Origin of the sequence: Pseudomonas sp. B21-028 (genome assembly GCF_024749045.1) — a bacterium.
GTDB lineage: Bacteria > Pseudomonadota > Gammaproteobacteria > Pseudomonadales > Pseudomonadaceae > Aquipseudomonas.
In genome coordinates this window covers 214,151-230,568 of sequence record NZ_CP087184.1, presented here as the reverse complement: position 1 = coordinate 230,568, position 16,418 = coordinate 214,151, and the positions used below count along the sequence as shown (strand labels likewise).

Below are 16,418 nucleotides of genomic sequence, written 5' to 3'. Positions count from 1 at the left end.
GATGCCAGGGCCTGTGCGCCCTCGATTACCCGCGATTTACCTTTGCTCCACCACATGACGTTCACCCGGACTCGAACTGCTTGAACACGCAAATGAAATAAACCGCGCTCAACTGAGCGCGGCGTCGGTTTTCATACGAATGACATTGGCGGCGCTGGCAGAACCATCGCGCCAGAACGACAACTCGGCATACTTCTCGAACAGATCCGGCGGCAGCAGGGTCCGTCGCGCTTGCGGCGCGACCCTGGGCTTGACCTTGTGCAGGCCGGCAACGCCCAGGGCCAGGTCGAAGGCCGGTGCGTCGTAGGTCAAGTGATTGAAATCGTGTTCGAACCAGGGCTCGTCGATGAACTCATAGACCAGCCGCATCACCCGCTCGGGTGCCTGGCTCAACAAGTCGTAATCGACGATCAGCAATGATTCGGCGTTTTCGCCGTAATAGGCTTCCTTGAGCGCCGTCCAGGCATACCCCACCAGGCGGTTGCGCTGGGCCAGGGTTTCACAACGGCTATAGACGGTGTTGCGCTCGTCATCGTCGTTGAACAGCTTGGTGTTCTCGAACGGGTTGGCGCGGTAGAGCCGCTCCAGGCTGTCGAGCACCCAGGCAACGTTGCGCACGCAGGCGATGGTCTTGGCTTGGGGAAACAGATCCTGCAGCGCCGGCAAACGAGCGCACCACTGGCGGTTGGTATCGAAGATGACGGGCTTGTCGGCCTTGTCGGCATAGTACGAGTCGAACAACCCACGCAGCAGGCGACGGCGCAGGTCGGTGTCGATCACCGAACCGAATTCGCTGCCAGCACTGCATTGCTGCAACACGCTGCTGAACAGCGTACCGACGGGGCTGGTCATGCCGGCGTGAAAGCGCGGATTCTGCAACAGAATCGCAGAAAGCAGGGTCGAGCCTGAGCGCGGTAGACCGGAAATAAAGTGAAATTTTGACAATCCCTATCACCGTTTGTAGTCCATCTGTGTCCGAAGCGTAGACGAGGAAATAAATCTCGACTAGTACTAATTTGACATCAAGCGCACCTGCATTTGTAAAAAAGATGGACGGTACAGGGCCCTCCTAAACCTGAATCGTTTAAGCCGGGCGGCAACCATTTTCAGCCCGCGGGCAGAATGAAATAACCCCGTCTACGCTCAGCCGGGCGTGACCAGGCCAGGCGTCTTTGCCCGTTTCGCGCAGACCAACAACCTGAAAGATGAGGATTCTATGGAAGTATTCATCGGGACTATCCAGCCGTTCGCTTTCAACTTTGCACCCAGGGATTGGGCCTTGTGCAACGGGCAGACCCTCAGTCTTGCCCAATACCAGACATTGTTTGCCCTGATCGGCGTGACTTACGGCGGCGACGGCCAGACCACCTTCCTGCTCCCCAACTTGCAGGGACGGATGCCCGTGGGCCAGGGCAACGGCCTGGGCCTGACCCCGCGGGTGATCGGCACCGTCTCCGGCACCGAAAACGTCACGGCGACATTGAACAACCTGCCCAATCATACTCATGCCCTTACCGGTATAACCGCTACAACGACCCTGCAACTGGCGAACCCGGCCAGCAACCCGGTGAATACGCCAACGGCCACCAACTCCTTCATCGGCACCTCGGGCACCGGACCAGGCGCTGCGAATATCTATTCCGACCAGCCAGGAGCGTCGCCGGTACCGCTGCAGGGTGTGACCACGACGGTCAGCGGCACGGTCGCCCCCACCGGCAATGGACTGCCAATGGCAATCATGAACCCATTCCTGGCGATCAACTTCAGCATTGCCCTGCAAGGCTACTTCCCGTCCCGTAACTGAGGATCCACCGGAGGACCACGGCCCTCCGGCCCGTTGGAGTATCGACATGTTGCAAGCTGTCCATAGCCACCATTTCCAACCCCTGCTGGGCCAGACCAGCCACCTGACCTTGCCCGACGGCAGTTGCCTGCCCGTACGGATCGAAACCCTCGAGCATGCGCCCCGGGCGAAAATGCCCCATACAGAACGTATGCCCTTCAGCGTTGAATTCAATAGCTTGCAGGCCACTGACTTCGTGGACGGCTTGTGCGCACTGGAAGTGCCCGAACTGGGCAGGCTCGAAGGGGTGTTCGTGTCGCGGATACCCCCCATGGGACGGGATCCGGCGGTGGGGTATTTCTATATCGCATTCAACTAACGTGAGCCATCCGAGTGACCCTGTGGGAGCGAGCCCGCTCGCGATGATGGCGGCACATTCAACAAGAATGCGACTGACCCCACCGCTTTCACGAGCAGGCTCGCTCCCAGAAGGGATTTGTGCTGCACACAGACCTGGTGGCCGATCCGCGAATCACACCCGGCAAAACGCGGTAACCACGTCTACGCTCAGCCGTGCGTGACCAGGCCAGGGAATGAAAGGAGTCGGGCTGAACGCAATTTTCTCCCCTGGCAACACCTGAACTGTAACCTGAGGGACGAGGAATCTATGGAAGTATTCATGGGCACTATCCAGTCGTTTGCCTTTAATTTCGCGCCCAGCGGCTGGGCGCTGTGTAGCGGGCAGACGCTTGGCATCGCGCAATACCAGGCACTGTTCTCACTGATCGGCACCTACTACGGAGGCAACGGCCAGACCAATTTCATGCTGCCCAACCTGCAAGGTCGACAGCCCTTGGGCCAGGGCAACGGCCTGGGCCTGACCCCGCGTGTGATCGGCGAGACTTCCGGCACCGAAAACGTCACGGCGACCCTGAACAACCTGCCCAATCACACCCACACCCTGACGGGTATAACCGCCGCAACCACCCTGCAACTGGCGAACCCGGCCAGCAACCCGTTGAATACGCCGACGGCCACCAACTCCTTCATCGGCACCTCGGGCACCGGACCGGGAGCGGCGAATATCTATTCCGACCAGCCAGGTGCCTCGCCAGTACCGCTGAAAGGCGTGACCACGACGGTCAGCGGCACGGTAGCCCCCACGGGCAACGGGATGCCGATGGCAATCATGAACCCGTTCCTGGTCATCAACTTCAGCATTGCCCTGAACGGTCTGTTCCCATCCCGGAACTGATTTTTCAATCGCAGGGCAGCGGCCCCGTGGGAGCAAAGCTTGCTCGCGACGGCGACAAGTCAGGCAGCAACAATATTGACTGGTCTGCCACTATCGCGAGCAAGCTTCGCTCCCACAGAAACTCCCTCACACACTAAGGAATATTGAGCTGTCAGTTTCCTTTCGGATACCAGACCAACCGCTCCGCCGCCGGGTTGCGCTCCTGGACTTCGAAGCCCAGCGCCAGGTAATGCCGCCGTGCATGAGGGTTGCTGGTCCAGACCACGGTCGCCACCGGGCAACGGATCTGCTGCGCGGCTTTCTGCACGCCTTGCAACACCGTCCGGCCATAACCTTGACCACGGGCCTGGGGGATAAAGGCCAGGTACAACACGCGAATTTCATTGGGGCCGAAATCGGTGCTCAAGGCACCAATGGCGGTGCCGAGTTTTTCCACGACGTAATGCATGGCATTGGGAAAGTTCTCCCCCAGCCCCTGCTCCTGTACCTGGAACTGCTGGGCGATCACCTGCTGCACTTGCTCGTGCTCGCCATCGATCCATTGCAGATCCGGTCGCGCCGCCTGATAAAGACTCTGCAAAAACGGACCATCGCTGACCCGCGACGGCCGCACCACCAATCCCTCTGCCGCTACTGACTCCATGTACGCTCCTTAAAATCCGCTTTCCCTTACACCCAACGCCGCCAACCGACGCCAGGCCGCTCCCAGTATCGACTCGCCCTGCCCTTGCAGCACCACGACTCCCCGCAGCGGTTGCGGCGGCGCGGCTTCATCATCAATGGCGCTCAGGCGCACGCCATATTGCGCCTGCACGGGCTCGGCGCGCTGTTGCGAATCCCGGCGCACGGCAATCGGTCCATGATGATCGGACGTCAACGCCTGCTGGTCGACCCAGGCGGCGCCGTTGGTGTCGACTTCATTCAGTTGCACGGCAATCGAAGGGTGCATCGGATCATCGGCGATGAATCGCCCCGTGGCACCGGGCCCGACCCGCCAAAGCTCGGCCTCGGTGAGGTAACCGCGCAAGCGGGAGTCGGCCTGCACCACCCGCACCAACGGCTGCGTGGGTGACAACCAGCGGCCTGCCGCCAATTGCGGCAGCAGGTCACGCACCTGGCCGGCATGAGGCGCCCGTAACAACAGTCGCTCACGTTGGGCGACCAGGCCGCGGTACTCGGCGACCGCTTCGGCCAGTTGCTGCTCGACGATGCCCGCATCGGCGGCGGTTTCGCTACGGCCGGCCTGGCGACGCATCTGCAATTTCTGGATTTCGATTTCCCGGCGCACGATGCTCAGGCGTGACGCCATGTCCGGCGACTCCAGTTCAATCAACACATCGCCCTGGGCCACCACCTGCCCATCGTGCACATTCACCTGTTTGACCCGTGCCGCCACCGGTGCATACAAGGCACTGGCCCGTCCGGCCTCCAGCATTGCCGGCACTTCCACGGCGCTGCGCCAGGGCAAGAGCAAGGCCAGGATCAACGCCAGCAAGACCAACCCGGTCAGCAGTACCCGCGGCCCATGGGCCTGCCCGCGATGCTGCCACCATTGTCGCCACTCATTCACGATAGGCATGAAAATGAACCAGACCAATTCCACCATCATCAGAAAAATGCCCAGCACCTTGAAGAACAGGTGATAGACCGCCAGGGCAATGCCGAAAAACAACGCCGCTCGCCACAACCACGACCCATATCCCCATACGAGCAGGCGGCGGCGCATCTTCGGCGACCAGGGTTCCGGCGCCGCCACGCCATAACCGAACAAGGCTTCGCGCAAGCGCCAGCGACACAGGGCAAACGCCCGGCCTTGAAGATTGTCCACCGCCCAGAAATCGCTGAGCAGGAAGTATCCGTCGAAGCGCATGAAGGGATTCAGGTTGATGATCAGCGTGGTGATCCAGGTGGCGCTGGCCAGCATGAACGCCGCGGTGCGGGCCGGTCCGTCAGGCAGCAGCGACCAGGCAAGCAGGGCGATGCACGCCAGTAGCAGTTCCGCCAGCACGCCGCCGGCGCCAATCAGCAACCGGGCCCGCCGGTCATTGATCCGCCAGGCGTCGCTGACATCGGTATAGAACATCGGCAGCAGCACCATGAACGCCACGCCCATGCTTTGCACCCGGCAACCGGCGCGCTTGGCCATGAAGGCATGGCCGAATTCATGGCACAGCTTGGCGAAAAACAACGCCACCCCGAACGCAAGCGCACCCGCCAGGCTGAACAGGTGTGGAAAAGTCGCCAGGAACCGCTGCCAATCCCGTGACACCAGAAAAACCCCGGCACCCAGGGTCAGCGGCAATCCGTAACGCAGGATCCTGGGCCCGAACCGTGCCAGCCAGGGCCAGACGCGGTTGAGAAAGGCGTCCGGACGCCACAGCGGAATCCGGAAAAACAGGTACTGATGCAACAGGATCTGCCACAGACTCTGGCGCCGGGCGGCCGTCTTGAACTGATAGCTGTCACGCTGTTGCGGATCCAGTGCGCTGATCAGATCGTGGCCGCGCAGAAAGCCCAGCAGCTGCTCCAGCGACTCGCCATTGAGGGGCAGGCCCGGCTCGCGGTTCGCCGCTTGCAGCACCTTTTCCGGATCGCCCAGGGACCAATGGCGCAGCATGCGCATCGCCGCCGCGCCCAGCTTGAAATAACGCCCGCGCACTGGATCGGCCAGCGTCCATTGAGGCGAACCATCAGGGTCCGGTGCCGCCGGAGACAGCTGCAGATCCGGCCGCAGGCTCGGCAGCGCCACGCTACAGACCTACGCTCTGGCGCAGGCCAGCCAGTGGCCGACGCAACAGGTACAGCGCCAGCGGCGCGCGATCACCGAATATTTTCGCCGTGCCCCGCAGGCCGATACGCGGCGCGACGCCGTCGAAGCGCGCATCCAATCGATAAGCAAGCTGTCCGCCGGCGGTGGGTTGCGCCTCGTAGGCCGAACGCTCGAGCCAGGCCACATGCCGCTGCAACGGATCGCTGTCGAGAAACAATGCGACTTGCGCACCGGGGGCCAGGATTATCGCATCGCCGACCGCCAGTTCGATACGCAGCTCAGCCTGGCTGGGGTCGGCAATTTCCATCAACCGCTCACCGGTCTGCACCGGCTTGCCGAGCCAGCGCTCGACATCGGCAAACACCGCGATGCCATCCCGTTCGGCACGCACTTCACTGCGCTTGAGCAACTCGAGGGCATAGTTGCGCTCGGCACGCTTCTGCTCGACGCGAGCGGCCAGGAGATCGATCCTGGAGCTCGATTCGGCATCGGCAAATGAGCGTTGGGAGTTGGCCTTGAGCTCCGCCTCGGCCACGTCCAGTGCGCGCTCGGCCACATCGGCCTGAGCCTTGAGACTGGTGCTTTCGAAGCGCAGCAACAGGTCGCCGTTCTTGACGGCCTGGTTGGGCTTGACCATGAATTCGGCGATCACGCCGTCCAGCGGCGCCGCCACCACCTGACCACCCAGCGGCACCACTTCGGCCGGGGCCAGCACCGACTGGCGCACCGGGACCAGCAAGCCCAGCAACAGCACCGCCACCAGCGCGACCTGACGCTTGCGCGTCCAGCGCAAACGCCACGGCTTGCGCGGTTGCAACGCCAGCCACGCGTGGCTGTAGGTGTCGCCCAGTTGCGACAGCAGCACTTGCTCGGCCGGCGTCCAAGGCAGGTCACGGGCCAGCCAAAGGCCTCCGAAAACCAGGCCCTTGTGATCAATCAACGGCAGCCAGAATACCTGCCCGGCCGACAGGCTTCGCCAGTCCGCCTGAACGGCTTCGCTCACGCCATCGGCGGCAATCACCCGGGCCTGATTCAGCACGCCTTGCTTGAACAACTGCGCCACCGCCTGCTCGACAAACGCCACGAAGGGCGCGTTCGGCTCCACCGTACTGACGCCGGTCACCGCCTGCACCTTGCCGGCGATCAACAGCGCGGCGTGACGAAACCCGAACAGGGCCTGACCATCGTTGACCAGGCTGTAGCTCAGTTGCGCCGGGTTACGCGCCGCCCGCGTCTGACGTTCCAGATCGAGGAAGCGGGCAAATACCTGCTCGGCGTTACCCATGACCGGCGCGTTCACTTGGACTCCGCGAAACGCGCGGTGCCGCTCATGCCGGACAACAAGCCGCTGGCGTCAGGCAGGCTCGCTACCAGCAGCAACGTCTGGCTGCCTTCATCGATGCGTGCGCCGAGGCGCTTGACCGTCGCTTGCAGCGGCCGGCCGGTTTCGTCGGGAATGAACGTAAAGGATTGGCCGGGCTTGAGCCTGCCCATCCAGCGCGACGGCACCAGCAGATGGATCTCCAGGGTGCGATTGTCGACCACATCCAGCAACGGCGCGCCAGCCGCCACGCTCTCATAACGCTGGACCTTGCGTGACACCACCTGCCCATCGAACGGTGCGATCACACTGCAACGCTTGACCTGAACCTGATACACCTGGGCCTGCGCCTGAGCCTCGCTGAGTCGAGCCTCGGCCCGTGAGACTTCGAAACGCCCGACAGATTTCAACGCCGCCAGTTGCCGGTTATGCGCCAACTCTTCATTGGCGCCCCGACTCGCCGCCTGGGCAGCATTGAGCTGGGCCTGATAAGCCGAGCAATCGAAACGCGCGAGGGTATCGCCCTTCTTGAATGACTCGCCCTCACTGAACGGCAACTCGACGATACGTCCGGCCAACTCACTGGCCAGCACCGCCTGATCCCGCGCCCGAAGCACCCCCCGCGCCTCGTTGCCGCCCGACGTACCAGCGGCCACGTTGCTCTCGAACAACGGATCACCCGCAACAGGCGTCTGCGCCTGGACTGCGCACGTTACAAAGGCAAATCCCACAACCCAACTGCAAAAACGCTGCATGACCGCTACTCCCTGACGGATGGTCGGAGTCTACGACAGCGGTGGGGAGCGTCAAGGGAGATGCGTTCAGGTTTGGGAAATCTCCCGTTTCAAAAAGGTTGAGAGAGGGGCCGAAAGATGCTTGGTTTTTTGCTGACGTTGGTCAGTCATTCACGGTTGACGCAGGATCATCCCAGGCTAGGATTTGCCCACTGCTCGACCTCGTACGCAGAGATTCAGTTCTATGGCCGTTGGGGTGAAAAAACCGGCTTATGCCGGTTTTTTCGTTTCTGGGGATTGAGTTTGTGCGCACCGCTTTTGAGTCGCTGTTACCGCTCCACGACGCGGGTGCCGGGCTGGTCATCTGACTCAAACTCGCTGCTGGCGACCACCCCAGCCACACCCTACTCCACCAACGTCAACTCCCCATCCCGATACAGCACCTCGCGCCCCAACCATGCCGCATTCACCTGTGGCAAAACCGCCGAGGGTTTGCGCAGTTCGCGCAGCAAGGTCGATCCGTGGGACAGGCGTCCGCCCATGCGCGCAATCACTGCCCGGGCGTTCTGATAGTGTGCATGACGACCTGGGTCCAGGGTTTCTTCAAGCAGAATGTCGTCGCCCAGGATGCCTTGCACCTGTCCCGGGTAGATCAGGAATCCACTCGCTTGCTCGGTGCCCTCGCGACCATCCTGCCAGAAGCTGCCTTCCCGGCTCCGGATGTCCGGATGCGGTGCGAACCAATGGGCCCGTTCGGCCATCGGCATGGCGTGATGCAAGCGAAAGAAAATTCGCATCAGGTTGTCGCGATACCACTCGCGCACCTGCAGGTAGTAGCCGCGCAGCCCCGGCAGGCCGCCCGAATGGGCCAGGCGAACCGCCAAGGGCCATCGGGGAAACGCCTGCAACGGCAACTCGGTCGGTGCCGGACGCGGCGTAGCCGGGTCGGTTTCCCAGGGCAGCCGATGCGGGGCGGATTCCAGGTTGTCATAGGCGGTTGGAGGCCGGCCCAGCCAGTCGCCACCGCTGCTGGCCAATGCGGTTGCAATGCACAGGTTGCCCTGGACAACAAATACATAGAAACGGGTGAACCAGTCAGCCAATTGTTGCCCATCGGCCCCGTGTTCGGTCAGCTCGGAGAGTTCCCGGTCGAAGCGCCGTAAACCGTTTTCCAACGTCGGCAGATGCCCACGGGCGATGCGCTGCATGCGCAGGAACAACGGCGCCGAACGGAGCAGGCGCAGCGGTCGCCAAGGCAGATGCGGTGTGGCGCCGCCGACCTCACCCGCGTAGTTGCTGGCGTTGATGCCCCAGTCCGCCAAGCGAGCGAGAAACAGGTCGTTGTTGATGTACGAAGCACCGCCGAATACCGCGGTAAAGGGCTCGTTGTCCTGCAATATCCGCGGATCCCAGCGCGCCATGATCGCGGGAATGCTCGCCGCCGCACGGCGCTGGGCGTATTCCACCAGGACACTGGGTTGCGGGGGCAAGATCTCGGCGATGTTGGCGGCGGTCAGGTGTCGACGCCAGCCGTAATCGCTGATCGGCCGGTATTGCAGCAGCCAGAGTCGGCTGCCGTCCCAGGCCCATTCAATGTCACCAGGCACGTAGTGGAACACCCGCAGCACGTCTTTGCAGGAATCGCCATAGCTGATCGGCGGTCAGGCCGTGGGAGGGCTTGAACGTGTCGCTGTTCCACGAGTCCCCCAGACGCGAAATGATCGCGCGCTCAGGGCTCGCCTGACCGTCGGCCAACGCTTCGAGATGACCTTCGACCCACTCCAGTTCTACGGTCAGGTGACGGACGAAGGCGATCCCGGACAGCCGCGGCGTGATGAACCGCTGCACCACCACTTCCTCGACCCCCGTTGCACTCAGCTCGGCAACGCGACCCGGCACATCCTGCGTCGCTACACGCAAGAAAGTGGTGCTCAGGCCCGCATTCGCCGCATCGGCCTGGTCTTCGCCATAACTGGACGAACGCACCGCCCAGAGGACGTCCGATTGGCCGTCGAGGAACGCCGGCAGGCGCGGATCGTGGCAGTCGTTGAGCGACAGTGCCGGGGGCACCGCTTGCCCGGCCAGCGCCGCCAGGCGCAAGCGCCCACCCTTGGTATGGGCGACGAATCCTCGCTCGCCCGACTCCAGCCACTTAGCGAATTCGGCCGGCGCATCAATCCACGGATAGTGACCCCAACCGGGTTTCAGGCTGATGGTCAGATCGGCGCGGGCGAGAATGGCTGACCACGCCGCGGCCTGCTCGATGCCCAACACATTGTCCTGATCGCCCCAGACCAATTCGACCGAGTCGGTAACCCACTCCAGCAGTGGCAGCGCGGTGTCCGCGCGCACCAGATCCCAATGCGGCACAAATGCCCGACAGCGGGCGTACCCGGCACCCATGCGCCGGTACTGCGCAGGCGTCCAGGTCTGGTTGGAAAACTTGCGGGCAAACAGCCTCGGTTGGTTCGCCAACAGCCAATGAATGGTTTTGCGCAGCGGCAGGGGCGACATCAATGCCGGCAGGCGGCGCTGCCATAAAAACGCCCCGACCGGCGCCAGCAATACACTGCGACAGAAGTGCCCTGGCTGACGCTGCAAGGCATGCAACACCAGCAGCGCATTCACCCCCACCGCAGTGATCGCGCTGCCCTGGACCGTCATCTCCAGCAAAGCCTGGGCGTAGGCGGCCAGGTCTTCGCAAGGCGCCTGGGGATGATTGCCGAAGCCGGGCAGCTCCAGCGGCAGTACCTCGTAGTGCTCGAAGTGCGGCAACGCATCATCCCACCAATCGGCGGCGCCGCCGTTACCGGCCAGCAGGTACATCAGGGGCTTGCTCATGAGCGGTCCTCAGGCCAGATCGCGCAGGGCAGCGTCGAGGGTCGGGTAACGGAACCGGTACCCGGCGTCAGCGAGACGGCTCGGCACCACACGTTGGCCGTCGAAAAACAACTGGGCCATCTCCCCTGCCAGGGCTCGCACCGGTGCGGCAGGGATGTGAAACCATACCGGGCGCTTGAGAACTTTACCGACACGCTCGGCAAACTCTCCCTGGCTGACCGTGTCCGGCGCCACCAGGTTGTAGGTGCCGCTCAGGCTCTCATCGTCGAGGGCCCGGGCGATCACCTGGATCACATCATCGCGGTGTATCCAGCTCATGATCTGCCGACCATCGCCCATCCGCCCACCGAACCCCAGGCGAAATGGAATCAGCAAAGGCAACAACGCACCGCCCGGACCAAAGACCACGCCCAGGCGCATCACCACCTGACGCAGACCCAATTCGACGGCAGGCCGCGCCGACGCTTCCCACCGCGCGCAGAGCTCGGCCATGAACCCATCACCCTTGGCGGCATGCTCGTCCAGGCTCTCACTGGCATCACGCACGCCATAAAAGCCGATGGCCGAGGCCTGGACCCACAGCGTCGGTTTGTTCCGGGCGTTCTTCAGCCAAGTCATCAATGTTTCGGTGGTATTGACCCGGCTGGCGATCAGTTGCGCCTGACGGCGCGGGCTCCAGCGCGGACCGGCCACCGGCGCACCCGCCAGATTGATCACCACGTCGAAGATTTCGTCATGGCCCAGCTTGCTCAGCGAACGCAGGCAACGGGCACGGCCGTCGAACAGATAGGCCGCTTTCAGTGGATCCCGGGCCAACACGCTGACGGTGTGTCCGGCATCGAGCAATTGATTGACCAGCGTCTCCCCGATAAACCCGGTGCCACCGGTCACCAGCACGCGCTTATGGGCGCCGCCCGCGAACGGATTGCCCGATCTGCCCCGGCGTTGCATGCGCAGCGCCGCCAGCCCGTCACGGATACCCGAGGCGCTGACACCCACGGCAAACAGCGTCAGCAACCAGCCGCGCCAGCCCAGGTCGAGCGCCTCCAGGCCGGTAGGCATATTCGCCCATTGCGCCAGTTGCACCCCGTACAGCGCGAAGAACGCCCCACCGTTGACCGCCAGCACCGTGTGCATGATGCGCTCGATGGCCGGCAGCTTGCGGCTGCGGTCCTCGACCACGAAATCCCAGAGCGTCAGGCCGATCTCCAGGGCGAACAGCAACCCGATGACGATTGCCCATATTCCCTGGAAAGCCAGATGGGCGATGCCCAGGAACAGGATCCCGTAGAAACACGACCGCAAGGCGTGGATCGATAGCTCCAACCGGGCGCTGTGGCGATAGGGCAGCGCGACGGTCAGTTCATGGTGATAGAGAGTATCCAGCGCACCCAGGACGGCCTGGGCAATCAACAAGGTGATCGCCCAGTCGAGGAGAGAGAAGTCAGGCATGGTTCGGCTTACTCAGCGAGTGGTCGACAAGGGGATTGCAGCGATCATGACGGTAGAGCCAGAACAGCGGCGGCAGCAGTGCAAACAGCGCAAGGCTGTCGAACCACAGGTGCGACCAGACCTGTGCCTGGGCGGAAAGCAGCATGTCCTGGGGCGCCCAGATCACGATGCCGGCGATCAACCATCCCCAGGGCATCGCGCTTCTCAGCCGATTGCCGATATGGACGAGGGCCAGCATGTACAGCGAATAACTTTGCAACGTGGCGCCGAACAGCGCCAGCCACCAGACCTGCTGCGCCCGGGCAACCGAAGGCACCGCAACATCGAACCAGAACGCTCGCTCGATGGTTTGCAGATAGCCGTCGAGCAGCCCCGAGTGCCCTGCCCAGGTCAGCCCGAGGCCGACCAGCAGATGCGTGAGGGCAGCGGCGTATAGCCAAGCGACCAGGGCTTTGCGAAGGGAGCTGGGAGGGGCTGGCATTCCGTGTCCTGAAGGCTTGCTTGGGAGGCGCAAGTCTAAAGGAAATGGAAGTGGCTTTACCTGGCTAATTGGGGCGAGTTGAAGTCCGCCATCGCGAGCAGGCTCGCTCCCACATGGGGCCTGTGATGACTGTGATATCTGTGGCCACACTCATCCCCTGTGGGAGCGAGCCTGCTCGCGATGGCGGAGCGTCAGCAACGAATCCGTAGGAAGCCTCAACATCAGGCAAAACCTGGGACACTACCGCTCGTGCAGCGCTTCGGACCGGGCCTTGATAATGGGCTTGAGCAGGTAGCTGAGCACGGTTTTCTTGCCGGTGATGATGTCCACCGAAGCCACCATGCCCGGGATGATCAACAGCGGCTTGTCATCGGTGCCCAGGTGGCTGCGCTCGGTGCGCAGCTTGATAATGTAGTAGGTGGTTTTCTTGTCTTCGTCGGTGACGGTGTCGGCACCGATCTGCTCCAGCTTGGCTTTCAGCCCGCCGTAGATGGTGTAGTCATACGCACTGAATTTCACCGTGGCGTCCTGGCCAGGGTGCAGGAAGGCGATGTCCTGGGGACGGATTTTCGCTTCCACCAGAAGGGTGTCGTCCAGCGGTACGATTTCCGCCAGGTCGCTGCCGGGCTGGATCACCCCGCCGATGGTGTTCACCAGCATTTTGTTGACGACACCCCGCACTGGCGACGTTACCAAGGTGCGGCTTACGCGGTCTTCCAGGGCCTTGCCGGTCGCCTGGGCCTTGTTCAGGTCGGTGCGCGCCTCGTTGAGCTGGGTCAGCGCTTCGCTGCGAAATTTGCCACGGGTCTCGTCGATCTTGCGTTGCACTTCCTTGATCGCCGATTCGGCGCGAGGAATCGCCAGCGTCGTGGCATCCAGTTGCCCACGGGTCTCGACTTCAGCGCGCTTGAGCCGCAACACTTCCACCGGCGATACCGCGCCTTGAGCCACCAACGGTTCGGACATGTTGATTTCCTGGCGTTGCAACGCCAGGCTGGAGCGGTACTGGGCCTGCTTCGAAGCGAACTCGCGCAACTCCTGCTGACGTTGCACCAATTGTTCCTGCAACCCGCCGATTTCATCGTGCAACTGCTGGCGACGGCTGATATACAGCGATTCTTCGCTGGCGGCCTGACGTGGCACCGCCTTGAGTACGTCGGCCGGGAAGTTCAGCGGCCGGTCGTCGACCTCGGCGCTCAATCGTTCGACCCGCAACAGCATGGACAGACGATCCGCCTCGGTTTCACCCACATTCGAGGCAAACCGCGTGTCGTCCAGACGAATCAAAGGCGCACCGGCATCGACGATCTGCCCCTCCTTGACGAACAGCTCGGCGACGATGCCACCTTCCAGGTTCTGGATCTTCTGGACCTTGGACGACGGAATCGCCTTGCCATCGCCCTTGGTCACTTCGTCGACCACGGCGAAGTTGGCCCACAGCACCAGGAACACAAAGAACGCGATGATGCTCCAGATCGTCAGGCGCACCACGCGCGGAGCGTCTTCGATCAGGGCCTTGTTGACCTCCGGCAGGGGTTGCCCGCGAAGCGAAGCGGTGCCTTTGAAGTAGCGGCCCACGGAATCCTTGAAACCCGACTTAAGCAACACTGATCTGCCCCTTCTTCAACGCTTCCATCACGGCAGCTTTCGGGCCGTCGGCCAGGATCTGTCCACGGTCGATCACCAGCAGGCGATCCACCAGCGACAGCAAGGATGCCCGGTGCGTCACCAGCAGCACGGTCTTGTTCTCCACCACGGCGGCCAGGCGCTGCTTGAGACGTTCCTCACCGGTGTTGTCCATGGCGCTGGTGGGTTCGTCCAGCAGCAGGATCGGCGGGTTGAGCAGCAGCGCGCGGGCCAGGGCTACGTTCTGGCGCTGGCCGCCGGACAGGTTCTGCCCGCGCTCGCCGACCTGCAGCTCATAACCCTGGGGATGCAAGCGCGCAAACTCATGCACGCCCGCCAGTTCGGCGGCCTGGAGCACCAACTCGTCTTCGACATAGCGAGCGCCCGAAGTCAGGTTGTCCCGCAGGGTGCCGGCCAGTAGCTGGATGTCCTGGGGCACGTAGCCGATGTTGTAGCGCAACTCGCTGACATCGATCTGACGGATGTCCACGCCGTCCACCAGCAAGGCGCCATCGTCCGGCTGGTAAAGGCCCACCAGCAACTTCGCCAGAGAGCTCTTGCCCGAGCCGCTGCGGCCGATGATGCCGACTTTCTCACCGGGCTTGATCACCAGGTTGATGTTCTTCAACGCGGCGTTCTGCTGGTTCGGATAAGTGAAATTCAACTGCCGGCACTCGATGGCACCCTGCAGGACCTTGCGACTCAGCGGACGCTCTTCGAAATTGCGCTCCTGGGGCAGCTCCATCATCTGGTCGACGGAGGTCATGGTCACCCGCGCCTGCTGGTAGCGAGTCAGCAGGCCCGACAACGATGCCAACGGGCTGAGGGCGCGACCACTGAGCATGTAGCAGGCAACCAGCCCCCCCATACTCAGGTTACCGGCAATGATCAGGTAGACACCGAAGACGATCATGATCACCCCGGCCAACTGCTGGATCAGCAAGGTGATGTTCATCGCCAGTCCGGACAGCATTTTTACCCGCAGCTCGAGACGGCTGAGGGTGCCAATGGTCTGCTCCCAATGGTATTGGCGCTCGCTCTCGGCGTTGTTGACCTTCACCGCATCCAGGCCGGCCAGAGTCTCGATCAGGCTGGACTGGCGCTCGGCGCCCAGGGCCATGGTTCGTTCCATGGTCGCCACCAGAGGTTTCTGCAAGGCGTAGCCGATCAACAGCGCAATCGGGAACGCCAGCACCGGAATCCACACCAGGTGTCCGCCAATGATCGCGATGACCATGAAGATCAACAGGGTGAACGGCAGGTCGATCAGGCTGGTCAGGGTCAGCGAGGCGAGGAAGTCTCGCAGGCTCTGGAACTCATGGATGTTCTGGGCAAAACTGCCGACCCGCGCCGGACGGTACTTCATCGCCATGCCGACGATACGCTCGAACAGCGTGGCGGAAATGATCAGATCGGTTTTCTTGCCCGCCAGGTCCAGGCACAGGCTGCGCAACATCTTCAGGATCAGATCGAACAGATAGGCGCCGGTAATGCCGATGGCCAGCACCCACAGGGTCGACTCGGCCTGGTTCGGCACCACGCGGTCATAGACGTTCATCACAAACAGCGGCGCGGCCATGGCGATGATGTTGATCAGCAGGCTGGCGGCAATCGCATCGGCATACAGCCAGCGAGAACGCTTGAGGGTGTCGCGAAACCACGAACGCGCCCGGGGAATGAGCGTGCCGTGGTTCACATCGAATTTGTGCTGGGGTTGGGCGAAAAAAACCTTGCCGCTGTAGTCGTCGGCCAGCAGCTCACGGCTGACCGTCACTTCTCCGCCGTCGCTTTCGCTGAGCAGCAGCCGCGCCTGGTCGTCGCCGACCCAGCCCAGCAACACCGCACTGCGACCGTCCTTGAGCAGCAACAGGGCCGGCATGGCAATGGTCGGGATCTGCTCGAGCCGGCGTTGCAGCACCCGGCCCTGCAAACCGGCCCGGGCCGCCGCGCGCGACAATAAATCGACGCTCAGCCGCTGCTTGGGTAGCGGCAGGCCGGTGGTGAGCATTGCCGCGCTGGCCGGTTTCTGATGCAGCATGCAGAGCGCCAGCAACCCGTCCAACAACGGGTCGTCGTGCAGTGTGCGCGGGTCATGGACTAGTTCGACTCGACTGACTTCTGATTCCACGCTCTGCACTCTTTACTGATCAAACTG

Annotated in this window: 12 protein-coding genes and 1 pseudogene; 3 read left to right on the top strand and 10 right to left on the bottom strand. The window is 62.6% G+C overall.

Annotated elements, in window-relative coordinates:
- Positions 1 to 108: 108 nt before the first annotated feature.
- Positions 109 to 945: a sulfotransferase gene (locus LOY35_RS01045; protein ID WP_041020327.1), complete on the bottom strand. Its 837-nt coding sequence runs from the start codon at positions 943 to 945 to the stop codon at positions 109 to 111.
- 271 nt (positions 946 to 1,216) lie between these two features.
- Between LOY35_RS01045 and LOY35_RS01040 the strand changes: the two genes are divergently transcribed.
- The 3 genes from LOY35_RS01040 to LOY35_RS01030 all read left to right on the top strand — a co-directional run bounded on the left by LOY35_RS01040 (position 1,217) and on the right by LOY35_RS01030 (position 3,038).
- On the top strand, positions 1,217 to 1,804 hold the full coding sequence (locus LOY35_RS01040) for a phage tail protein (protein WP_258629777.1): 588 nt from the start codon (positions 1,217 to 1,219) through the stop codon (positions 1,802 to 1,804).
- Between the two features lie 46 nt (positions 1,805 to 1,850).
- Entirely contained in the window at positions 1,851 to 2,162 is a 312-nt protein-coding gene (locus LOY35_RS01035) for a DUF6916 family protein (RefSeq protein WP_258629771.1), read from the top strand.
- Positions 2,163 to 2,450: 288 nt separating this feature from the next.
- Positions 2,451 to 3,038 (top strand): phage tail protein, encoded by a 588-nt coding sequence (locus tag LOY35_RS01030; protein ID WP_258629767.1) that lies wholly within the window; start codon positions 2,451 to 2,453, stop codon positions 3,036 to 3,038.
- A 151-nt stretch (positions 3,039 to 3,189) separates the two neighbouring features.
- Here LOY35_RS01030 and LOY35_RS01025 read toward each other — a convergent pair whose 3' ends face one another.
- From LOY35_RS01025 to LOY35_RS00985, 9 genes and pseudogenes are all read right to left on the bottom strand, one after another.
- Entirely contained in the window at positions 3,190 to 3,681 is a 492-nt protein-coding gene (locus LOY35_RS01025) for a GNAT family N-acetyltransferase (protein ID WP_258629765.1), read from the bottom strand.
- A gap of 9 nt (positions 3,682 to 3,690) precedes the next feature.
- Positions 3,691 to 5,787 (bottom strand): biotin/lipoyl-binding protein, encoded by a 2,097-nt coding sequence (locus LOY35_RS01020; protein ID WP_258629761.1) that lies wholly within the window; start codon positions 5,785 to 5,787, stop codon positions 3,691 to 3,693.
- A gap of 1 nt (position 5,788) precedes the next feature.
- Positions 5,789 to 7,108, bottom strand: a complete 1,320-nt coding sequence (locus LOY35_RS01015; protein WP_258629758.1) for an efflux RND transporter periplasmic adaptor subunit — start codon at positions 7,106 to 7,108, stop codon at positions 5,789 to 5,791.
- Positions 7,105 to 7,884: an efflux RND transporter periplasmic adaptor subunit gene (locus tag LOY35_RS01010; protein ID WP_258629755.1), complete on the bottom strand. Its 780-nt coding sequence runs from the start codon at positions 7,882 to 7,884 to the stop codon at positions 7,105 to 7,107. The genes LOY35_RS01015 and LOY35_RS01010 overlap by 4 nt, the downstream gene beginning before the upstream one ends.
- Before the next feature lie 383 nt (positions 7,885 to 8,267).
- Positions 8,268 to 10,704 (bottom strand): annotated as a pseudogene (locus LOY35_RS01005) (alpha/beta hydrolase).
- A 9-nt stretch (positions 10,705 to 10,713) separates the two neighbouring features.
- On the bottom strand, positions 10,714 to 12,156 hold the full coding sequence (locus tag LOY35_RS01000; RefSeq protein ID WP_258629750.1) for a TIGR01777 family oxidoreductase: 1,443 nt from the start codon (positions 12,154 to 12,156) through the stop codon (positions 10,714 to 10,716).
- Complete coding sequence (locus LOY35_RS00995; RefSeq protein WP_258629749.1) at positions 12,149 to 12,637, bottom strand: cell division protein; 489 nt, start codon at positions 12,635 to 12,637, stop codon at positions 12,149 to 12,151. Before LOY35_RS00995 ends, LOY35_RS01000 begins: the two co-directional genes overlap by 8 nt.
- A gap of 240 nt (positions 12,638 to 12,877) precedes the next feature.
- On the bottom strand, positions 12,878 to 14,245 hold the full coding sequence (locus tag LOY35_RS00990; protein WP_258629747.1) for an HlyD family type I secretion periplasmic adaptor subunit: 1,368 nt from the start codon (positions 14,243 to 14,245) through the stop codon (positions 12,878 to 12,880).
- Positions 14,235 to 16,391 (bottom strand): type I secretion system permease/ATPase, encoded by a 2,157-nt coding sequence (locus tag LOY35_RS00985; RefSeq protein WP_258629746.1) that lies wholly within the window; start codon positions 16,389 to 16,391, stop codon positions 14,235 to 14,237. Before LOY35_RS00985 ends, LOY35_RS00990 begins: the two co-directional genes overlap by 11 nt.
- Between the last annotated feature and the right edge of the window lie 27 nt (positions 16,392 to 16,418).

Bases quoted from the DNA above. Each gene is read 5' to 3' on its own strand.
- LOY35_RS00995 (WP_258629749.1), bottom strand. From the start codon at position 12,637: ATGCCAGCCCCTCCCAGCTCCCTTCGCAAAGCCCTGGTCGCTTGGCTA.
- LOY35_RS01010 (WP_258629755.1), bottom strand. From the start codon at position 7,884: ATGCAGCGTTTTTGCAGTTGGGTTGTGGGATTTGCCTTTGTAACGTGC.
- LOY35_RS01030 (WP_258629767.1), top strand. From the start codon at position 2,451: ATGGAAGTATTCATGGGCACTATCCAGTCGTTTGCCTTTAATTTCGCG.
- LOY35_RS01040 (WP_258629777.1), top strand. From the start codon at position 1,217: ATGGAAGTATTCATCGGGACTATCCAGCCGTTCGCTTTCAACTTTGCA.
- LOY35_RS01035 (WP_258629771.1), top strand. From the start codon at position 1,851: ATGTTGCAAGCTGTCCATAGCCACCATTTCCAACCCCTGCTGGGCCAG.
- LOY35_RS01000 (WP_258629750.1), bottom strand. From the start codon at position 12,156: ATGCCTGACTTCTCTCTCCTCGACTGGGCGATCACCTTGTTGATTGCC.
- LOY35_RS01025 (WP_258629765.1), bottom strand. From the start codon at position 3,681: ATGGAGTCAGTAGCGGCAGAGGGATTGGTGGTGCGGCCGTCGCGGGTC.